The 15,539-nt window shown below is 67.3% G+C and carries 15 protein-coding genes; 7 read left to right on the plus strand and 8 right to left on the minus strand.

What is annotated here, in order from left to right:
• The 4 genes from DYI42_RS20165 to DYI42_RS20180 form a co-directional block, all read right to left on the minus strand.
• Positions 1-416 (minus strand): aminoglycoside phosphotransferase family protein (locus DYI42_RS20165; RefSeq protein ID WP_244868051.1); only part of this gene is annotated, 416 nt, incomplete at its 3' end.
• Positions 417-446: 30 nt separating this feature from the next.
• Positions 447-1,118: an alpha/beta hydrolase gene (locus tag DYI42_RS20170; RefSeq protein ID WP_213548419.1), complete on the minus strand. Its 672-nt coding sequence runs from the start codon at positions 1,116-1,118 to the stop codon at positions 447-449.
• A complete protein-coding gene (locus DYI42_RS20175) occupies positions 1,119-1,757 on the minus strand; it encodes a DNA-3-methyladenine glycosylase family protein (protein ID WP_342344706.1) in 639 nt (212 codons plus the stop codon). It abuts the gene before it with no gap.
• Positions 1,754-2,503 (minus strand): precorrin-6A/cobalt-precorrin-6A reductase, encoded by a 750-nt coding sequence (locus tag DYI42_RS20180; RefSeq protein ID WP_213548420.1) that lies wholly within the window; start codon positions 2,501-2,503, stop codon positions 1,754-1,756. Before DYI42_RS20180 ends, DYI42_RS20175 begins: the two co-directional genes overlap by 4 nt.
• Positions 2,504-2,636: 133 nt before the next feature.
• Between DYI42_RS20180 and DYI42_RS20185 the strand changes: the two genes are divergently transcribed.
• Positions 2,637-3,866, plus strand: a complete 1,230-nt coding sequence (locus DYI42_RS20185; protein ID WP_213548421.1) for an MFS transporter — start codon at positions 2,637-2,639, stop codon at positions 3,864-3,866.
• Between the two features lie 369 nt (positions 3,867-4,235).
• Here DYI42_RS20185 and DYI42_RS20190 read toward each other — a convergent pair whose 3' ends face one another.
• Positions 4,236-5,729 carry a peroxidase family protein gene (locus DYI42_RS20190; RefSeq protein WP_213548423.1) on the minus strand — a complete coding sequence of 498 codons (1,494 nt, stop codon included), beginning with the start codon at positions 5,727-5,729 and terminating at the stop codon, positions 4,236-4,238.
• A 296-nt stretch (positions 5,730-6,025) separates the two neighbouring features.
• On the opposite strand from DYI42_RS20190, the gene DYI42_RS20195 reads away from it, so the two are divergent.
• The 4 genes from DYI42_RS20195 (at position 6,026) to DYI42_RS20210 (ending at position 8,944) form a co-directional block, all read left to right on the plus strand.
• Positions 6,026-6,178 carry a hypothetical protein gene (locus tag DYI42_RS20195; protein WP_213548425.1) on the plus strand — a complete coding sequence of 51 codons (153 nt, stop codon included), beginning with the start codon at positions 6,026-6,028 and terminating at the stop codon, positions 6,176-6,178.
• Positions 6,179-6,378: 200 nt separating this feature from the next.
• The gene (locus DYI42_RS20200) at positions 6,379-7,425 is read left to right on the plus strand and encodes a FliG C-terminal domain-containing protein (protein ID WP_213548442.1); all 1,047 of its coding nucleotides are present in this window, start codon (positions 6,379-6,381) and stop codon (positions 7,423-7,425) included.
• 122 nt (positions 7,426-7,547) lie between these two features.
• A complete protein-coding gene (locus DYI42_RS20205; RefSeq protein WP_213548427.1) occupies positions 7,548-8,435 on the plus strand; it encodes a lysophospholipid acyltransferase family protein in 888 nt (295 codons plus the stop codon).
• 71 nt (positions 8,436-8,506) lie between these two features.
• A complete protein-coding gene (locus DYI42_RS20210; RefSeq protein ID WP_213548429.1) occupies positions 8,507-8,944 on the plus strand; it encodes an OsmC family protein in 438 nt (145 codons plus the stop codon).
• Between the two features lie 3 nt (positions 8,945-8,947).
• On the opposite strand, the gene DYI42_RS20215 is transcribed toward DYI42_RS20210, so the two are convergent.
• Positions 8,948-9,271, minus strand: a complete 324-nt coding sequence (locus tag DYI42_RS20215) for a hypothetical protein (RefSeq protein WP_213548431.1) — start codon at positions 9,269-9,271, stop codon at positions 8,948-8,950.
• A 166-nt stretch (positions 9,272-9,437) separates the two neighbouring features.
• On the opposite strand from DYI42_RS20215, the gene DYI42_RS20220 reads away from it, so the two are divergent.
• Entirely contained in the window at positions 9,438-10,136 is a 699-nt protein-coding gene (locus DYI42_RS20220) for a M48 family metallopeptidase (protein ID WP_213548433.1), read from the plus strand.
• A 12-nt stretch (positions 10,137-10,148) separates the two neighbouring features.
• Here DYI42_RS20220 and DYI42_RS20225 read toward each other — a convergent pair whose 3' ends face one another.
• A complete protein-coding gene (locus tag DYI42_RS20225) occupies positions 10,149-13,547 on the minus strand; it encodes an indolepyruvate ferredoxin oxidoreductase family protein (RefSeq protein WP_213548435.1) in 3,399 nt (1,132 codons plus the stop codon).
• A gap of 158 nt (positions 13,548-13,705) precedes the next feature.
• Between DYI42_RS20225 and DYI42_RS20230 the strand changes: the two genes are divergently transcribed.
• A complete protein-coding gene (locus DYI42_RS20230) occupies positions 13,706-14,611 on the plus strand; it encodes a LysR family transcriptional regulator (RefSeq protein ID WP_213548437.1) in 906 nt (301 codons plus the stop codon).
• Between the two features lie 416 nt (positions 14,612-15,027).
• On the opposite strand, the gene DYI42_RS20235 is transcribed toward DYI42_RS20230, so the two are convergent.
• The coding region (locus DYI42_RS20235) for a hypothetical protein (RefSeq protein ID WP_213548439.1) at positions 15,028-15,539 on the minus strand (512 nt) is incomplete at its 5' end.

The raw sequence follows: 15,539 nt of genomic DNA on the forward strand, positions 1-15,539 counted from the left end.
GGGCCAAACTCCACCGCGAAAAGCGCCCGGCACCAGTCCTCCGCGCTGACAACCCGTGCGCCTGGCCAGACCGTCGGCTGCCGCCAAAGCCGCGCTGCCACGCCCGCCAGACCCTCCGTCGCCTCCCCATCGCGCCCGTCACGCACGAGATCGCCCAAAGACGGCCCGCCCAGCCACTCCATCAGCAGCGCCCCCTCGGCGCGGGCAAACAGCCGCACCGCGCCCTGCTCGGACCGGATGGAAAGATACTCCACCCCGCCCGCCTCGTTCACCATCGACGGATCATGCCAGACCTTAAGCGCCGCCAGCCCCCTGCCCCGCCGCACCCGCCAGACCCGTGCAATGGCAGTTTCGGCGATGAACTCCGGGGAGGTCACGCCGAACTGCTCCATCACCGATCCCGACGGAGCGATCATGCTGTAGGGTGGGTGAAACCCACCATTCCCCTACCCATCCTTCAGCAGAAATTCCCGCAGGAACGCGAAGGCTTGGCTCAGGCCCTCGGGCGCAATCCCATGCGGCGTGCCCTCCATGGTGAAGGTATAGACCGGAAAGCCAGCCTCGCTCAGCGCCTCGGCGGCCATCCCCATGCTCTCGAAGGGCACCAGCGGGTCCTGATCGCCGTGGGCCAGCAGGATCGGCAGCTTGCTCTTCATCTCCGCCTTCAGCCGCTCCGGCTCCAGCAGGCGGCCCGAGAAGCCCACCAGGCCGGCAAAGGGCGCCTCGCGGCGCGGGGCGACGTGCAGGCTCATCATGGTGCCCTGAGAGAAGCCGATGAGTGCCACCTGGTCGGGGGTCACCCCCTCGGCCTCAAGCACCCCGTCGAGAAAGACGTTCAGGTCTTCCACCGACTGGGCAAAGCTGGTGGCCGCCTCCTGCTCCGAGGAGCCGTCCATCATCGGGATCGGAAACCACTGGTAGCCCATCGGGTTGTTGCGGCAGGGCTCGGGCGCGTCAGGGGCCAAGAACAGCGTGTCGGGCATATGGGCGCCAAGCGGCTGTGCCAGGCCCAGAAGGTCATTCCCGTCGGCGCCATAGCCGTGCAGGAAAATCACCACCTGTTTCACGGCCCCCGATTGCGGCGCGACCCGCCCCACCTTCAGCTCTCTCGGTGCCATCTACCTGATCCCTTCTCTCTGCTTCGCCACCCGGAAGTAGGCCCATAACAGCCGCGCCGCAACCGCCCGCCACGGGCTCCAGGCCTCGGCCTGCGCGCGCAGGGCCTTCTCCGAGGGCCGCTCCGGCAGGTGGTAGAGCATCCGCGCGGCTTCCTGCAACGCAAGGTCGTTGGGCGCGAAAACATCGGCCCTGCCCAGCGAGAAAATCGCGTATACCTCCGCCGTCCAGCGCCCTATGCCGGGAACTTCCGTCAGCACCGCCACCACCTCTTCGTCCGGCGCGTCGCGCAGCGCGGCATAGTCGATCTCCGCCTCCGCCAGCGCCCGGGCATAGCGCACCTTGGGGCGAGAAAGGCCCACCGCGCGCAACTCTTCCTCCGAAGCCGCCCGCACCTGCGCCGGATCGGCAAAGCCCGCCGCCTCCACCCGCGCCCAGATCGCGGCGGCCGAGGCCACGCTCACCTGCTGGCTGACGATCGCTGATAGAAGCGCCTCGAACCCATCGCCCCGCCGCCGCAGCGGCACCTCTCCGCAGGCGTCCAGCGCGTGCGCCATCCTCGGGCAGTTCGCGGCGAGCCAGTCTGCCCCCTCGGCCACGCAGGCCGGTGTTTCGATGATCCGCCCGACGCCCGCGCTCACAGCGCCTCGGCCCAGGCCATCGCCGCCTCCAGCGTCTCCGCCCGCGCCACCCCCACGGGCTCCGGCGGGCGCGCCAGCATGGCCACCGGCAGGCCCATCGCCCGGGCCGCCTCCAGCTTGGGCCGCGCCCCCTCGCCGCCCGCGTTCTTCACCACCAGCCAATCCACGTCGAGCCGCTGGAACAGCTTCATCTCGCCCTCGGCGGTGAAGGGCGGCACCGAGAGCAGAAACTCCCCGCCCTCGAAGGGAAAGGGCCCGTCGGCCATGTCGAGCTGGCGGCAGATGATGCGGCGGCCCTCCAGGCCGGCAAAGCGCTCCAGCCCGGCCCGCCCCGTGCCGAGGAACACGCAGGCGCCTTCCGGGATCAGCGCGGGCAGATCTTCCGGCGCCGCCACCTCCGTCCAGTCATCCCCCGGGCCCGCCACCCAGGGCGGGCGCTCGAAATGCAGCAGCGGCAGGCCCATCTCGGGCACGATCTGTGCGGTGCGCCGGGTGATGGCCTCGGCATAAGGGTGGGTCGCGTCGATCACCGCGTCTGGCCGGGCCTCTTCAATATGCGCCCGAAAGCCCGCCTCGCCGCCAAAGCCGCCCAACGTGGCGGGCACCGGAAAATCGCGCCCGCGCATCTGCCGCGCCAGACGGATCTCGACATCGAAGTCATCGCGCCAGGCCAGCGCCTGCCCCAATGCACGGCTTTCACCGCTTCCCGCCAACAGCAGGATCTTCTTTGCCCCGGTCCCCTTCATTCGGCCCGAAGCTTAGGCCCGCCGCGCCCGCCGGCCAAGGGCTGACCTCGCAACAACCAGTATCGAAACCCGCAACAAAGCGCCGCGCCCGCCGCGTCTTGCGCAGGCTTGAGCTTTGGGCTCTATACCCTCCATGACCACCTCCGCCGACACCCCGCACAGCCCCGCAGACGATAGCCGCGCCCGCCGCAACGTGGCGGTGCTGGTGGCTGCGCAGGCGATCCTCGGCAGCCAGATGCCGATGATCTTCACCATCGGCGGGCTGGCGGGCCAGAGCCTTGCGCCCAACATCTGCTTTGCCACGCTGCCGATTTCGCTGATCGTGCTGGGCTCGATGCTCTCGGCCACACCGCTCTCGGCGCTGATGCAGCGCTTCGGGCGGCGCGCGGGCTTTCTGGCGGGCACCATGGGCGGCGCGCTCGGCGGCGCCGTGGGGGCCTATGGGCTCTTCGTGCAGAACTTCTACATCTTCCTCGCAGGTTCGCTGCTGACCGGCATCTACATGTCGGCGCAGGGCTTCTACCGCTTCGCCGCCGCCGACACCGCATCGGACGCCTTTCGCCCCAAGGCGATCAGTTACGTCATGGCGGGCGGGCTGGCTTCGGCCATCCTAGGCCCGCAGATCGTGAAATTCACCGCCGAGGCCTATGTCATCCCCTTCCTCGGCACCTATGCCGCCGTGATCGCCGTCAATATCGTCGGCTCGCTGCTGTTTCTCTTCCTCGACATCCCCCGCCCCCCAGTGCCCGCACATGACGCGCCCAAGGGCCGCAGCCGGATGGAACTGCTGAAGACCCCGCGCATCGCGGTGTCGGTGATCTGCGCCATGGTCAGCTACGCGCTGATGAACCTGGTGATGACCTCCACGCCACTTGCCGTGGTCGGCTGCGGGTTTGAAACCGGCGATGCGGCGGATGTGGTGACAGCCCATGTGCTGGCGATGTTTGCGCCCTCCTTCTTCACCGGCCACCTGATCGCGCGCTTCGGGGTGGAGAAGATCATGGCCACGGGGCTGGTGATCCTCGCAGGGGCCGGGGCTGTCGGGCTTTCCGGGGTCAACCTCGAACAGTTCTTCGTCGCGCTCATCCTGCTCGGCCTCGGCTGGAATTTCGGCTTCATCGGCGCCACCTCCATGCTGGCAGGCGCGCACCGCCCCGAGGAGCGCGGGCGGATGCAGGGCCTGAACGACCTGATCGTCTTCGGCGGCGTTACAATGGCCTCGCTGGCCTCCGGCGGGCTGATGAACTGCTCGGGCGGCTCGGCGCAGGCGGGCTGGACGGCGGTCAATCTCGCAATGGCGCCCTTCCTCGTGCTGGCAGGCGGCGCGCTGATCTGGCTGGTGCTGCGGCCGAAAGAGGCGTAGGGCGCTGCTTGTCCCGCCGCGGGAGCTGCTCACGGCACATTGCGGCTCTCTTCGCAGAGACGGCTGAAGCAAAGCGCGCGTGAGCCGTGCAGTGCCGTCCCGTGGGGTGGCGCAACCAACGGCGGTTCGGGGCGCTTTATGGTCGGGTGGTCATCTCACCTCAGAGATAAGCGCGAGCCTCATCAAAGCGCCGCCCCGGGGGGCGGCACGGCGCTGCACGGCGGCTTCGCCTTGATTCCGTGCGGGGTCGCGGCTCACCCCATGCGCCCCCCCGAACAGAAAAGGCCCGCCCCGCAAGGGACGGACCTTTCCCGGAGAAACCCGGGCCACCACGCCACCGGGCTCTCCTGCCTGGTGAGGGGGAAAGGGTTACACGCCGCTCACCGGCTGTCCGGAAATCCGCAGGATCGCCTGAAGCCCCCAGTCGGGATTGTCCTGCTTGTCGTCGCCCGTCAGCATGCCGCTGGCCAGCTCCGCCTCGGGGCTCCAGCCCGGATCGACGTTGACATAGGCCTTCGGGTCGCCCTTCAGCAGCCCGGCAAAGACCGCCGAAACGATGGTGGAGCCAAGCCGCCCGAGCCGGGCGCCGCCCTGCCCTTCGGCCTCCTTCAGGATGTAATACCAAAGCGCGGCAGGCTCGCCGTCGCTCAGCGTCACCGTCACCGGCACGTTCAGCTTGGCGGCCATGTCCGGGCCCGAGGGCAGCTCCATCATCACGCCGCGGATCAGGTTGCGCGCCGCCAGCTTGTTGGCCACGCTGGCCGGGTCGCCATCGTCCTCGCCGAGGAACAGCAGCGCATTGGCCAGCTTGGTGTCGATCTTGCGGGCCATCTGCGGGAAGAAATCCGCCTCGTTGCCCATGTCGAAGAACCAGTCCCACTGCACCGTCGTCACCGGGCTGCGCGGGCCGAAACCGCGCAGGTCGGGCTCATCCGCGCCGGGGCCGGAGGTGGTGTTGTTGAACAGCGGCACCCGGTCGAGCGCGTTGTGGGTGAAGTTGGTCTGGTAGCCGTTGCGCACCATCGAATGGCCAAAGCGATAGGCGGCCACGGCAAACTCCAGCGGCATGTAGGGGTTGTATTCCCACGAGTACACGTCTTTCAGCCCGAGGCTCCACTGCACCCGGCCATCCTTGCCCTTGTCCTTCTGCAGGGCGGTGTCCACCACCTCGTCAATGCAGACCCGGCGGATGAAATCGTGCCAGACGCAGTGCTGGTAGAGCCAGGTCAAAACCCGGCGCGCCTCCATGAAGGGGTCCGCCTTGCCGGCGGCCACGGCCCGGTCCACCAGGGTGTTATGCGCGGTCAGGAAGGCGAGCTGAATCTGGCTGACAATCGCGTTCTCGTCGTTGCGCATATCACCGATGATCGCCCGGCCCAGCGGGTTGCGCGGCAGATCTGCCAGCCCGGTGCCGGGGATCTCGCCGATCAGGAATTTGCCCGCACCGTCATACATGTAGGGCTGGTCATGCGGGCCGGAGCCGTAAACGCAGTCGAGGTCGAGCCGGGGCGTGCGGAAGTTCTCCAGCCCCTCGGGGTCGGTCAGCTCCACGCCCAGAGGCGTCGGATCGAAGGTGATGTCATGGTCCACGAACTGGCCGAAATAGGTGTAGCCCGCCGGGATGTCGGAGCTGAACTCGGCCTCCAGCTCATCGGCGATGTCATTCGCCTCGCCCGGGCTGAGGCCGGGGCGCTCGGTCATGTGTTCATTGGCGAACCCCACGAAATGGGCCTCGATCTGCTCGGGCGGCACACCCGGCGGTGCCCACGGCGTGAGGCCGGGGCAGATGCGCCCGAACCGGCCCTTGTAGAGTTTCGAGCGCGGGGCAAACGCGGGGCGGGCGGGGCCTTTGGCATGTGACATTGTGATCTTCCTCCTGGCTGGCGGCCACGTCTTTGCGCGGCAGTGCTGATGCGGCGCCGGGTGGGAGTATCGGGGAAGCGACGGCTCTGCCTTGGGGCGGGCCAAGCCGTCCACCCGGCGCCTGTGAAAAGGGATGCGCGCGGCCTGTCGCTGCGGCAATCAGCGGCCGGGGCATTTCACGGCCTTGCACCGCACCATTCACGTTTCCGTAACGGAAAGCCTTTTACCGGCTCCGCGCTTTGTCGGAATCGAAGGCCGTGCTAGGCTTGGCCGGTAACCAGGAGGTATTGAGACCCATGAAGACGAAGACCGCCCTGGCCGCCCTCGTGCTGGCCTTCGCCCCTGCCCTCGCCTACGCCGAATGCTCCTCGCAGCATGTGCGCATGTCCTGCGCCGACGGCAAAGTCTGGGATGAAAAGAGCTCCAGCTGCATCACGCCCACCGGCTGACGGCCCTGCGGCGGGGTCAAAAACCGCGCGCCCGGTAACCCCGCCTTAAGCCTCCCGCCGCTAGGGTCACGGCACGTGAACCATGCGGAAGGCGCGAGGCGCTGATGTCCACCTCCCTTTCCCCGCTCGTGGGCGGGCTGCCTGATCTTGACGACTTGCCCGGCGGTGCCTCTGCCGGGTCCGGTGGCGGCCTGCCCGCCATGACCGGCGGCGACAGGGCGGCGCCCCGCGCCTCCCGCCAAACCCGGCTGACCCGCCGCGAGAAGGCCGCCATCATCGTGCGGCTGCTCGTCAACGGCGGCGCGAAGCTGCCACTGGCCGAATGGTCCGACCGGATGCAAACCGACCTCACCCACGCCATGGGCAAGCTGCGCATGGTTGACCGCGACACGCTCTCCGAGGTGATCGCGGAGTTCGAGGCCGAGCTCGACAGCGTGGGCCTCTGCTTTCCCGGCGCTATGGAAGGCGCGCTCGGCCTGCTCGATGGCCATATCTCCCCGCTCACCGCCGCCCGCCTGCGCCGCGAGGCGGGCGTTGCCGCCAAGGGCGACCCCTGGGAGCGGATCTCGGGCCTCGACGCCGACAAGCTGCTGCCCGTGCTCGAGGAAGAGAGCGTGGAGGTGGGCGCGGTGGTGCTGGCCAAGCTCTCCACCACGAAGGCCGCCGAGCTTCTGGGCAAGCTGCCCGGCGAAAAGGCCCGGCGCATCACCCACGCCATGTCGCGCACCGGGCGCGTCGGGCCGGAGACGGTGGCGCGCATCGGCATCACCCTCTCCGCCCAGTTCGATGCCCAGCCGGTCACCGCCTTCGATGGCGGTCCGGTCGAGCGCGTCGCCGCCGTGCTCAACTTCTCGCCCTCGGGCACCCGCGACGACGTGCTGAAAGGGCTGGAAGAGGATGACGCCGAATTTGCCGAGCAGGTGAAGAAGGCCATCTTCACCTTCCTCAACATCGCCGACCGTCTCGCCGCCCGCGACGTGCCCAAGATCACCCGCGGGATCGACCAGGCCGTGCTCGTCACCGCGCTGGCCGCCGCCACCAGTGAGGAGGCCGCCCGCTCCCGCGATCACATCCTCAACAACATGTCCAAACGGATGGCCGATAGCCTGCGCGAGGAAATGGCCGAGCTGGGCAAGGTGAAGGACAAGGAGGGCGAAGAGGCGATGACAGAGGTGGTGGCCGAGATCCGCCGCCTGGAGGCCGACGGCGAAATCATCCTGCTGTCCCCTGACGACGACGAGGACTAGGCAGGCCCCGGCAGCCGCGAAGAGTGGTCGAGGCGCACGCCGAGGCCTCGATGAGCGGCCCCGCCCCTTCCCTTCGCGCCGCCCCCCGGCTAACCCTGTCTCACCACCGGGAGAGAGGGCCAATGGCCGCCAGCACCGACGAAGATCCACCGCCCAAGGGCACGGCGGCCGACTGGCTGACCGACAAGCTTTTGCGTGGCTTCATCGGCTCGGCCCGCCTGCTGCCCTATCCCGCCCGCATCGCTGCCTTCGGCAAGCTCACACGCCACCTGATCGCGCCGCTCGCGGGCTACGGCAAACGCGCCCGCGACAACCTCCGCATGGTCTGGCCCGACATGGAGCCCCCCGCCCGCGCCGCGCTGGCCGCGCGGGTCTGCGAAAACGCGGGCCGCGTGCTGATGGAGAACTATTCCAACCCCGCCTTCTTCGCCCGCGCCGCCAGCTTCTCCCTCTCCGGCCCCGGCCTGCCCGCGCTGGAAGAGGCCCGCGACCAGGGCCGCGCGGTGATCGCCGTCACCGGCCACTTCGGCAATTACGAGGCCGCCCGCGCCAGGCTGAACACCTCCGGCTACCACTTCGGCGGGCTCTACCGCCCGATGGCCAATGCCTTCTTCAACCAGCACTACGTGGCCACGATGGAGGCGGTGGGCCGCCCTGTGTTTCCGCAGGGGCGCAAGGGCACGATGGCCTTCATCCGCCACCTGAAGGCGGGCGGCATGCTTCTGATCCTGCATGACGTGAACACCTGGCGCGGCGCGAAGATCGACTTCATGGGCCACCCCGCCCGCACCGCCACCTCCGCCGCAGAGATGGCGCTGCGCTACGATGCGCTGATGCTGCCGGTCTATGGCACCCGGCTGAACGGCGGGCTCGACTATGCCGTGGAACTGGAGGCGCCGATCCCCCACAGCGATGCCCGCACCATGACAGAGGCCGCCACCCGCAGCCTGGAGGCCCGGATCGAGGCCGACCCCGATCAGTGGTTCTGGATTCACCGCCGCTGGAAATGACCTGCCCTCGGCACGGAACATCCGTGCCGCCGCCACGTTGACGGGTTCCAACATCCCAACAGGAGGCAGAGATGATCAATCGCAAGGCTTCGGCCCATTGGAGCGGCACCATCAAGGAGGGCAAGGGCACCATCAGCACCGGCTCCGGCGCGCTCTCCGGGCAGCCGTACGGCTTCAACACCCGTTTCGAGGACGCGCCCGGCACCAACCCCGAGGAGCTGGTCGGCGCGGCCCACGCGGGCTGTTTCACCATGGCGCTCTCCAAGATCCTCGTCGATCAGACGGGCAAGGAAGCCGTGGCGCTCGACACCACCGCAACCGTCTCGATGGACAAGGAAGGCGAAGGCTTCGCGGTGAAGAAGGTCCACCTTCAGGTGAAGGGTCGCGTGCCCGGCATCGACGCCGCCGCCTTCATGACGGCCGCCGAGGCGGCGAAGGCAAACTGCCCGATCTCCAAGCTGCTTGAAGGCGGTGCCGAAATCACGATGGACGCCACCTTCGAGGGCTGAACCTCAGAGGTAGAGGCCGACGAGCCAGGCAATCGCCGCCAGCCACGCCACGCCCAGCACCCGCCCTGCGAACAGGCAGGCGCGGGTTAGGCCGGCGGCGAAAAGGCTTTGCTGGGCGGTCAGCAACGCAGGAACGGCAAAGAAGAAGCCGAAGGCCAGCGCGTAAAGTGCCGTCTCCACTCCACCGCCCTCGCCCAAGTGCAGAGCCGAGGCGCTCACGGCGGTGAAAAAGATGAAGGCGGCCAGCGCAAGGCAGGCGCGTCCGGCCATCGGGCGCCAGGCTGGCGCAGCGGCGAGGCGTGAAGCTGTGGGGGTGAGGCTCAACATCGAGGTGGCTCCAAAGTCTCTGTCAAAAAAGGTCTTCCAAAAGCGAATGTCCTCAAGATGGGGAGTCGCTCCGGCCGCCTCAAGTCAGGGGGCTTGAAAATTCACGCTTGGCCGCGTCAGTTTCACGCCCTTTCCCTCCGGTGCGCACGCCCCCATCTATTGGGCGATGCTCAAACTCACCCCGATCCTCCTCGCCCTCGCCTACGGGCTGATCCTCTGGCGGTTCTCGGCCTGGCGCACCGCGCGCCAGCTCGACGCCCAGAGCAGCCCGCTCAACGATCCGGCGATGGAGAAGCTGACGGCGCGCATGGCCCGTGCGCTCGATCTGCCCCGCCTGCGGGTGCACATCTTCGAGACGCCCGCCATCAACGGGCTGGCCGCCCCCGACGGGCGCATCTTCATCACCAGGGGCTTTCACAACGCGCTGAAGCAGGGCGCGGTCACCGAGCAAGAGCTGGCCTCGGTCATCGCCCATGAGCTGGGCCACGTGGCGCTGGGGCATTCGCGCCGCCGGATGATCGACTTTTCCGGCCAGAACGCGCTGCGCGTCGGCCTGGCCATGGTGCTCAACCGCATCCTGCCCGGCATCGGCGCGGCCATCGCCTCCGGCCTCACCTCGATGCTCATGGCCAAGCTCTCCCGCCAGGACGAGTTCGAGGCCGATGCCTATGCCTCCGCCCTGCTGACCAAGGCCGGGATCGGCACCGCGCCGCAGAAGTCGCTGTTTTCCAAGCTCGAAAAGCTGACCGGCGCGGGCGGGGCCAAAATGCCCGCGTGGTTCCTCAGCCACCCGCCCGCCGCGCGCCGCATCGCTGCCATCGAGGCGAACGAGCAGAAATGGGGCACAGGCGGCCCCGACGGCTGAGCCCCAAGGGCGTTACTCCGCAGCCTGCCGCAGCGGCGCCTCGGGGTTTCGGAAAGCCGAAAGCAGCTCTTCCCGGCGCTTGGCCGCCTTCGCCGCATTGCCCTCCTTCACCGGCCCGAACCCGCGGATCGTCAGCGGCAATTCTGCCAGCGCGAGCGCCGCCGCACGGTTGTGGTCCGTCAACCCGCTCAGCACCTCGCCCATGTCGGCCTCATATTGCGCAATCAGCGCCCGCTCCATCTTGCGCTCGGCGCCAAAGCGGAACGGATCAAGCAGCGTGCCGCGCAGCCCCTTCATCCGCGCCAGCAGCTTGAAACCGCGCCGCATCCACTGGCCAAATTCCCGCTTCCTCGGCCTGCCGTCCGGCCCCGTGGTGCCAAGGATCGGCGGGGCGAGGTGGTAGGTGAAGCGCATGTCACCCTCAAACACCTCTGCCGCCTTGGCCTCGGTCTCCAGCAGCAGCCGGGCGGTCTCGTATTCATCCTTATAGGCCAGCAGCTTGTGATAGCCCCGCGCCAGCGCCAGTTTCATCTCGTCGTCGGGCGCGCGATCCACCAGCGCGCGGTAGCGGCGGGCATATTCGGCATCCTGCCACTGCTCCAGATGCGCCGCGCGGAAGGCGATGCGCTCGGCCAGCGTCTTCTCCTGCGGCGCGTCTGACGTGAGCACCGCAGCCGCTGCTTCCGGCTCGGCCACGGCCCAGCGGCCGATCTCGAAGGCCCGCCTGTTGCCCTCCACCGCCTGCCCGTTCAGCTCGATCGCGCGCATCAGCGCCTCATAGGCCACGGGCACCAGCCCCGCCTGCCAGGCCGCGCCGAGGATCATCATGTTGGAATAGATGCTGTCACCCAGAACAACGCGCGAAAGCGCCTGCGCATCAAAGACATGCAACCCATCCTTCAACCGCGCCTCCAGCGCCAGCACCATCCTGTCATGCGGCAGCCGAAACTCGGTGTCGCGGGTGAACGCGCCGGTGATGATGTCGGCCCCGTTCACCACCGCGCCGGTCTGCCCCTCGCGCATCAGCCCGAGAGTCTTGGCCCCGGCGGTGGTCACCAGATCGCCGCCGATCACCGCGTTGGCCTCGCCGGTGCCCACGCGGATCGCGTTGATAAGCTCCGGCTTTTCGGCAATCCGCATGTGGATATGCACCGCGCCGCCCTTCTGGGCGAGCCCCGCCATCTCGATCATGCCCACGCCCTTGCCGTCGATATGCGCCGCCTGCGCCAGCACTGCGCCCACGGTCACAACGCCGGTGCCGCCAACGCCGGTGAGCACGATATTATGGGTGCCGTCGATCTGCGGCAGGTTCGGCTCTGGCAGGTCAGGCAAGTCCACCGCCTTCTCCGGCGCCTTCTTCACCTTCGCGCCTTCGATCGTCACGAAGCTGGGGCAGAAGCCCTTGAGGCAAGAGAAATCCTTGTTGCAGGCGCTCTGATCGATCTCGCGCTTGCGGCCCAGCTCCGTCTCTTTCGGCAGGATCGCCACGCAATTGCTCTGCACCCCGCAATCGCCGCAGCCCTCGCAAACATCGGTGTTGATGAACACCCGTTTGTCCGGGTCGGGGAAGGTGCCGCGCTTGCGCCGCCGCCGCTTCTCCGCCGCACAGGTCTGCACATAAATTATGGCCGACACACCCTTGATCTTGCTGAACTTCTCCTGAACCGCCGGAAGCTCCGCGCGCTCATGCTTGCTCACCCCCGCCGGGAAGGCCCCAAGCTCCACATCTTCCTTCTCGTCGTAAACGAGCGCCACCTCCTTCACCCCCATCGCCAGCACCTCGCGGGCGATCTGCTGGGGGCTGAGGCCGCCCTCGTTGGGCTGGCCGCCGGTCATGGCAACCGCGTCGTTGAACAGGATCTTGAAGGTGATGTTGGTGCCCGCCGCCAGCGCGGCGCGAATGGCCAGCGTGCCCGAGTGGTTGTAGGTGCCGTCCCCGAGGTTCTGAAACAGGTGATCGCGCTTCGAGAACGGCGCCTCCCCCATCCAGTTTGCCCCTTCGGCACCCATATGGGTGAACCGGTCTGTCGAGCGATCCATCCAGCGGGCCATGAAGTGGCAGCCGATGCCCGCGCCCGCCTCGCTGCCCTCGGGCAGGTTGGTGGAGGTGTTATGCGGGCACCCGGCGCAGAAGTAGGGCAGCCGGGCCGCGATGTCGGGCGCATTGTCGGCCATTCGCGCGCTCTCGATCCGCGCCATCCCGGCCTCGATCCGCTCGGTGCCGCAGCCCTCCTCCACCAGGATCTTGCCCAGCTCCAGCGCGATATCATTCGGATCAAGCGCGAAATGCGTGGGGAACAGAACCTCCCCCTCCTTCATCCCGCCATAAACGCGCCGTCCGCGCCGGTCATCAAAGATCGCCTCCTTCACCTGCACTTCGATCAGCTTGCGCTTCTCTTCCACCACCACGATCACGTCGAGCCCCTCGGCCCAGTCGTGGAAGCCCTGCATATCCAGCGGCCAGACCTGCCCCACCTTGTAGGTGGTGATCCCGAGCCGCTCCGCCTCGGCCTCGTCCACGCCCAGAAGCTCCAGCGCATGGCAAAGGTCGAGCCAGTTCTTGCCCGCCGCGACGAAGCCCACCTTCGCCCCGGCCCGGCCAAGCACCCGCTTGTCGATCTTGTTGGCATGGGCAAAGGCTTCTGCGGCAAAGCGCTTGTGCGCCAGCAGCCGCTCCTCCTGCGCGATCCAGTGGTCACCCAGCCGAATGTTCAGCCCGCCCTCAGGCAGCTTGAAATCGGGCGTCACGAACTCCAGCCTGTCGGTCCGGCCATCGACAACGCTCGTGGCCTCAACCGTGTCCTTCATCACCTTCAGTCCCACCCAGACGCCCGCATAACGGCTCAGCGCCCAGCCATAGAGGCCGTAGTCGATGATCTCCTGCACACCTGCGGGCGAAAGCACCGGCATGTGCACATCCACCAGCGCCCAGTCGGATTGGTGGCACACGGTCGAGCTTTCGCCGGTATGGTCATCGCCCATCGCCATCAGCACGCCGCCATGGGGCGAGGTGCCCGCCATGTTGGCGTGGCGCATCACGTCGCCGGAGCGGTCGACACCCGGCCCCTTGCCGTACCACAGGCCGAAGACGCCATCGAACCTGCCTTCGCCCCTCAACTCGGCGTTCTGGCTGCCCCAGAGCGCGGTGGCGGCAAGATCTTCGTTCAGCCCCGGCTCGAAGCGCACGTCATTCTCGGCCAGCTTCTTGCCGGCGCGGGTCATCCACTGATCGACCCCGCCAAGCGGCGAGCCGCGATAGCCGGTGCAATAGCCTGCGGTGTTCAGCCCCGCGGCCCTGTCGCGGGCCTTCTGCATCAGCATGAGCCGGACAAGCGCCTGCGTGCCATTGAGCAAAACCGGCGATTTCGCCAGATCGAAACGATCGGTGAGACTTACATCCTGCCTAGTCATTACGCGCTTCCTCCCAGTAGCGGGCATAATATGATAATAGGTCACAATATCTGACCTACAAACACAATTCTCCGAGCGTTAAACATTTGCGGATAAGAAACAGACGTGCATAAGGATGCTGCGCCGAAACCGGTTTGAAAGTAGTGAACAATTTAAAGATGGACTGGGACAAGCTCAGAATATTTCACGCCGTGGCAGATGCCGGTTCTCTCACCCATGCGGGTGAGACGCTGGGCCTGTCGCAATCTGCCGTGTCACGGCAGATCCGGGCGCTGGAAGAGAGCCTGAATGCCACCCTGTTCCACCGTCATGCCCGGGGGCTGATTCTCACCGAACAGGGCGAACTGCTGTTCGACGCGACCCAGGTGATGAACCGCCGCCTCGATACCGCCACCGCCCGCATCCGCGACAGCGAAGAAGAGGTGTTTGGCGAACTGCGGGTCACGGCCACCACCGGCTTCGGCACGCTCTGGCTCACACCCCGCCTGCCCGCGCTTTACGAGCGCTACCCCGATCTCTCGATCGACCTCAACCTCGAAGAGCGCGTGCTCGACCTACCCATGCGCGAGGCCGATGTGGCCATCCGCATGAAGGAACCCTCCCAGGCCGACCTGATCCGCCGCCGCCTGATGGGCGTGCGGATGCGCCTTTACGCGTCCCAGCGTTACGTGGAGCGGCATGGCACGCCCGCCGACCTCGATGATCTCTCCGGGCACCGCCTCATCAGCCAGGCCTCGCACTCCACACAGGTGCGCGCCGGGGCCGAGATGATCCAGGCGCTCCTCACCCATGACGTGACCAAGCGACTCACGGTCAACAACTACTTCGGCGTGCTCCAGGCCGTGATAAACGACCTCGGCATCGGCGTTCTGCCCGATTACGTCGCCCTCGACACGCCCGGGCTGGTTCGGGTGATCCCCGAGGAGGAAAGCTCCGAGGTGCCGGTGTTCCTTGCCTATCCCGAAGAACTGCGCCAATCCAAGAGGATAGCCGCCTTCCGGGATTTCGTGACCAGCGAGATCCAGGCCCAGAGGCGCGCCGTGCGCGAGGCCGCAGCCGAGTAAGAAAAGCCCGACTTTAGCCTGTGTGCCATGCGCCACAGTCATGGCAGGCATTCGCACCTGCGGCATTTTTAGGGTTGAATGGAATCGCCCGGTCCCCATATGAGAAGACATCAGGCGCACCGGCTCAGGCCAGCGCGTCTTTTACCTCCCTGTTGGACTTAGGCCGAGCTTGTCTCGGCCTCTTTTTTTCCAACCGGCTGGCATTCCAGCGATTTGAGGGGCCCGGGCGGGGCCGATTTGCGCGGAGCCTGCACCGAATCGAATCCCGTTGCAAGCTTTCCTCTGGGGCCTTGGTGTACAGTTTCTTTTCCGGGGGTCAGATCACCCGGTAACAGGCGCCCCGGCCTGACAAAAAAGAGCGCGCCTCGCGTGGCGCGCCCTTCCGTAGCTCTGAATGATCAACTGGGGGGTCGAGGTCAGCTGCTACGCACGCTCCGGATAAACCGGTCGCGTGTCATCGACAGGCGCAGGATATCCTTGCGCAGCTGCCGCGTTCCGAAAGACATGAAAACCGACTTCGGCTTCACGCCCAGGGTCGGCGCAAGGGCCACCTGCGCGCGGATGCGGCCGTTTTCCATCCGGGCGCCCACGACCTCACCGATCAAGGCGCCTTCGGAAGACACAACCGCGGTGCCGACAATGTCGCCCACCATGATCCGCTTCGTGATCGGCGCATCCGGGTCGACCCCGGCCACCACGCCCTGTGCCCCCGGCGTGGTTGTGCCCGGCGTCGTCGTGCCGCCGGTTCCACCCGTGCCACCGGTCCCGCCGGTTCCGCCAGTGCCGGTTCCGCCGCCGATGGCCACATCGACCTCAGCGGTACTGCCGCTGCCCCCACCCACGGTCGCCCCGGCATTGATTCCGTTGCTACCGCCGATGGAAACATCGACATCGGCGAGGCTGTCGCCCCCCACGGAGACCCCAGCAG

The organism is Vannielia litorea, from assembly GCF_018424695.1.
Lineage (GTDB): Bacteria > Pseudomonadota > Alphaproteobacteria > Rhodobacterales > Rhodobacteraceae > Vannielia > Vannielia litorea_A.

Bases quoted from the DNA above. Each gene is read 5' to 3' on its own strand.
- DYI42_RS20170 (WP_213548419.1), bottom strand. From the start codon at position 1,118: ATGGCACCGAGAGAGCTGAAGGTGGGGCGGGTCGCGCCGCAATCGGGG.
- DYI42_RS20180 (WP_213548420.1), bottom strand. From the start codon at position 2,503: ATGAAGGGGACCGGGGCAAAGAAGATCCTGCTGTTGGCGGGAAGCGGT.
- DYI42_RS20185 (WP_213548421.1), top strand. From the start codon at position 2,637: ATGACCACCTCCGCCGACACCCCGCACAGCCCCGCAGACGATAGCCGC.
- DYI42_RS20190 (WP_213548423.1), bottom strand. From the start codon at position 5,729: ATGTCACATGCCAAAGGCCCCGCCCGCCCCGCGTTTGCCCCGCGCTCG.
- DYI42_RS20195 (WP_213548425.1), top strand. From the start codon at position 6,026: ATGAAGACGAAGACCGCCCTGGCCGCCCTCGTGCTGGCCTTCGCCCCT.
- DYI42_RS20200 (WP_213548442.1), top strand. From the start codon at position 6,379: ATGACCGGCGGCGACAGGGCGGCGCCCCGCGCCTCCCGCCAAACCCGG.
- DYI42_RS20205 (WP_213548427.1), top strand. From the start codon at position 7,548: ATGGCCGCCAGCACCGACGAAGATCCACCGCCCAAGGGCACGGCGGCC.
- DYI42_RS20210 (WP_213548429.1), top strand. From the start codon at position 8,507: ATGATCAATCGCAAGGCTTCGGCCCATTGGAGCGGCACCATCAAGGAG.
- DYI42_RS20215 (WP_213548431.1), bottom strand. From the start codon at position 9,271: ATGTTGAGCCTCACCCCCACAGCTTCACGCCTCGCCGCTGCGCCAGCC.
- DYI42_RS20220 (WP_213548433.1), top strand. From the start codon at position 9,438: ATGCTCAAACTCACCCCGATCCTCCTCGCCCTCGCCTACGGGCTGATC.
- DYI42_RS20225 (WP_213548435.1), bottom strand. From the start codon at position 13,547: ATGACTAGGCAGGATGTAAGTCTCACCGATCGTTTCGATCTGGCGAAA.
- DYI42_RS20230 (WP_213548437.1), top strand. From the start codon at position 13,706: ATGGACTGGGACAAGCTCAGAATATTTCACGCCGTGGCAGATGCCGGT.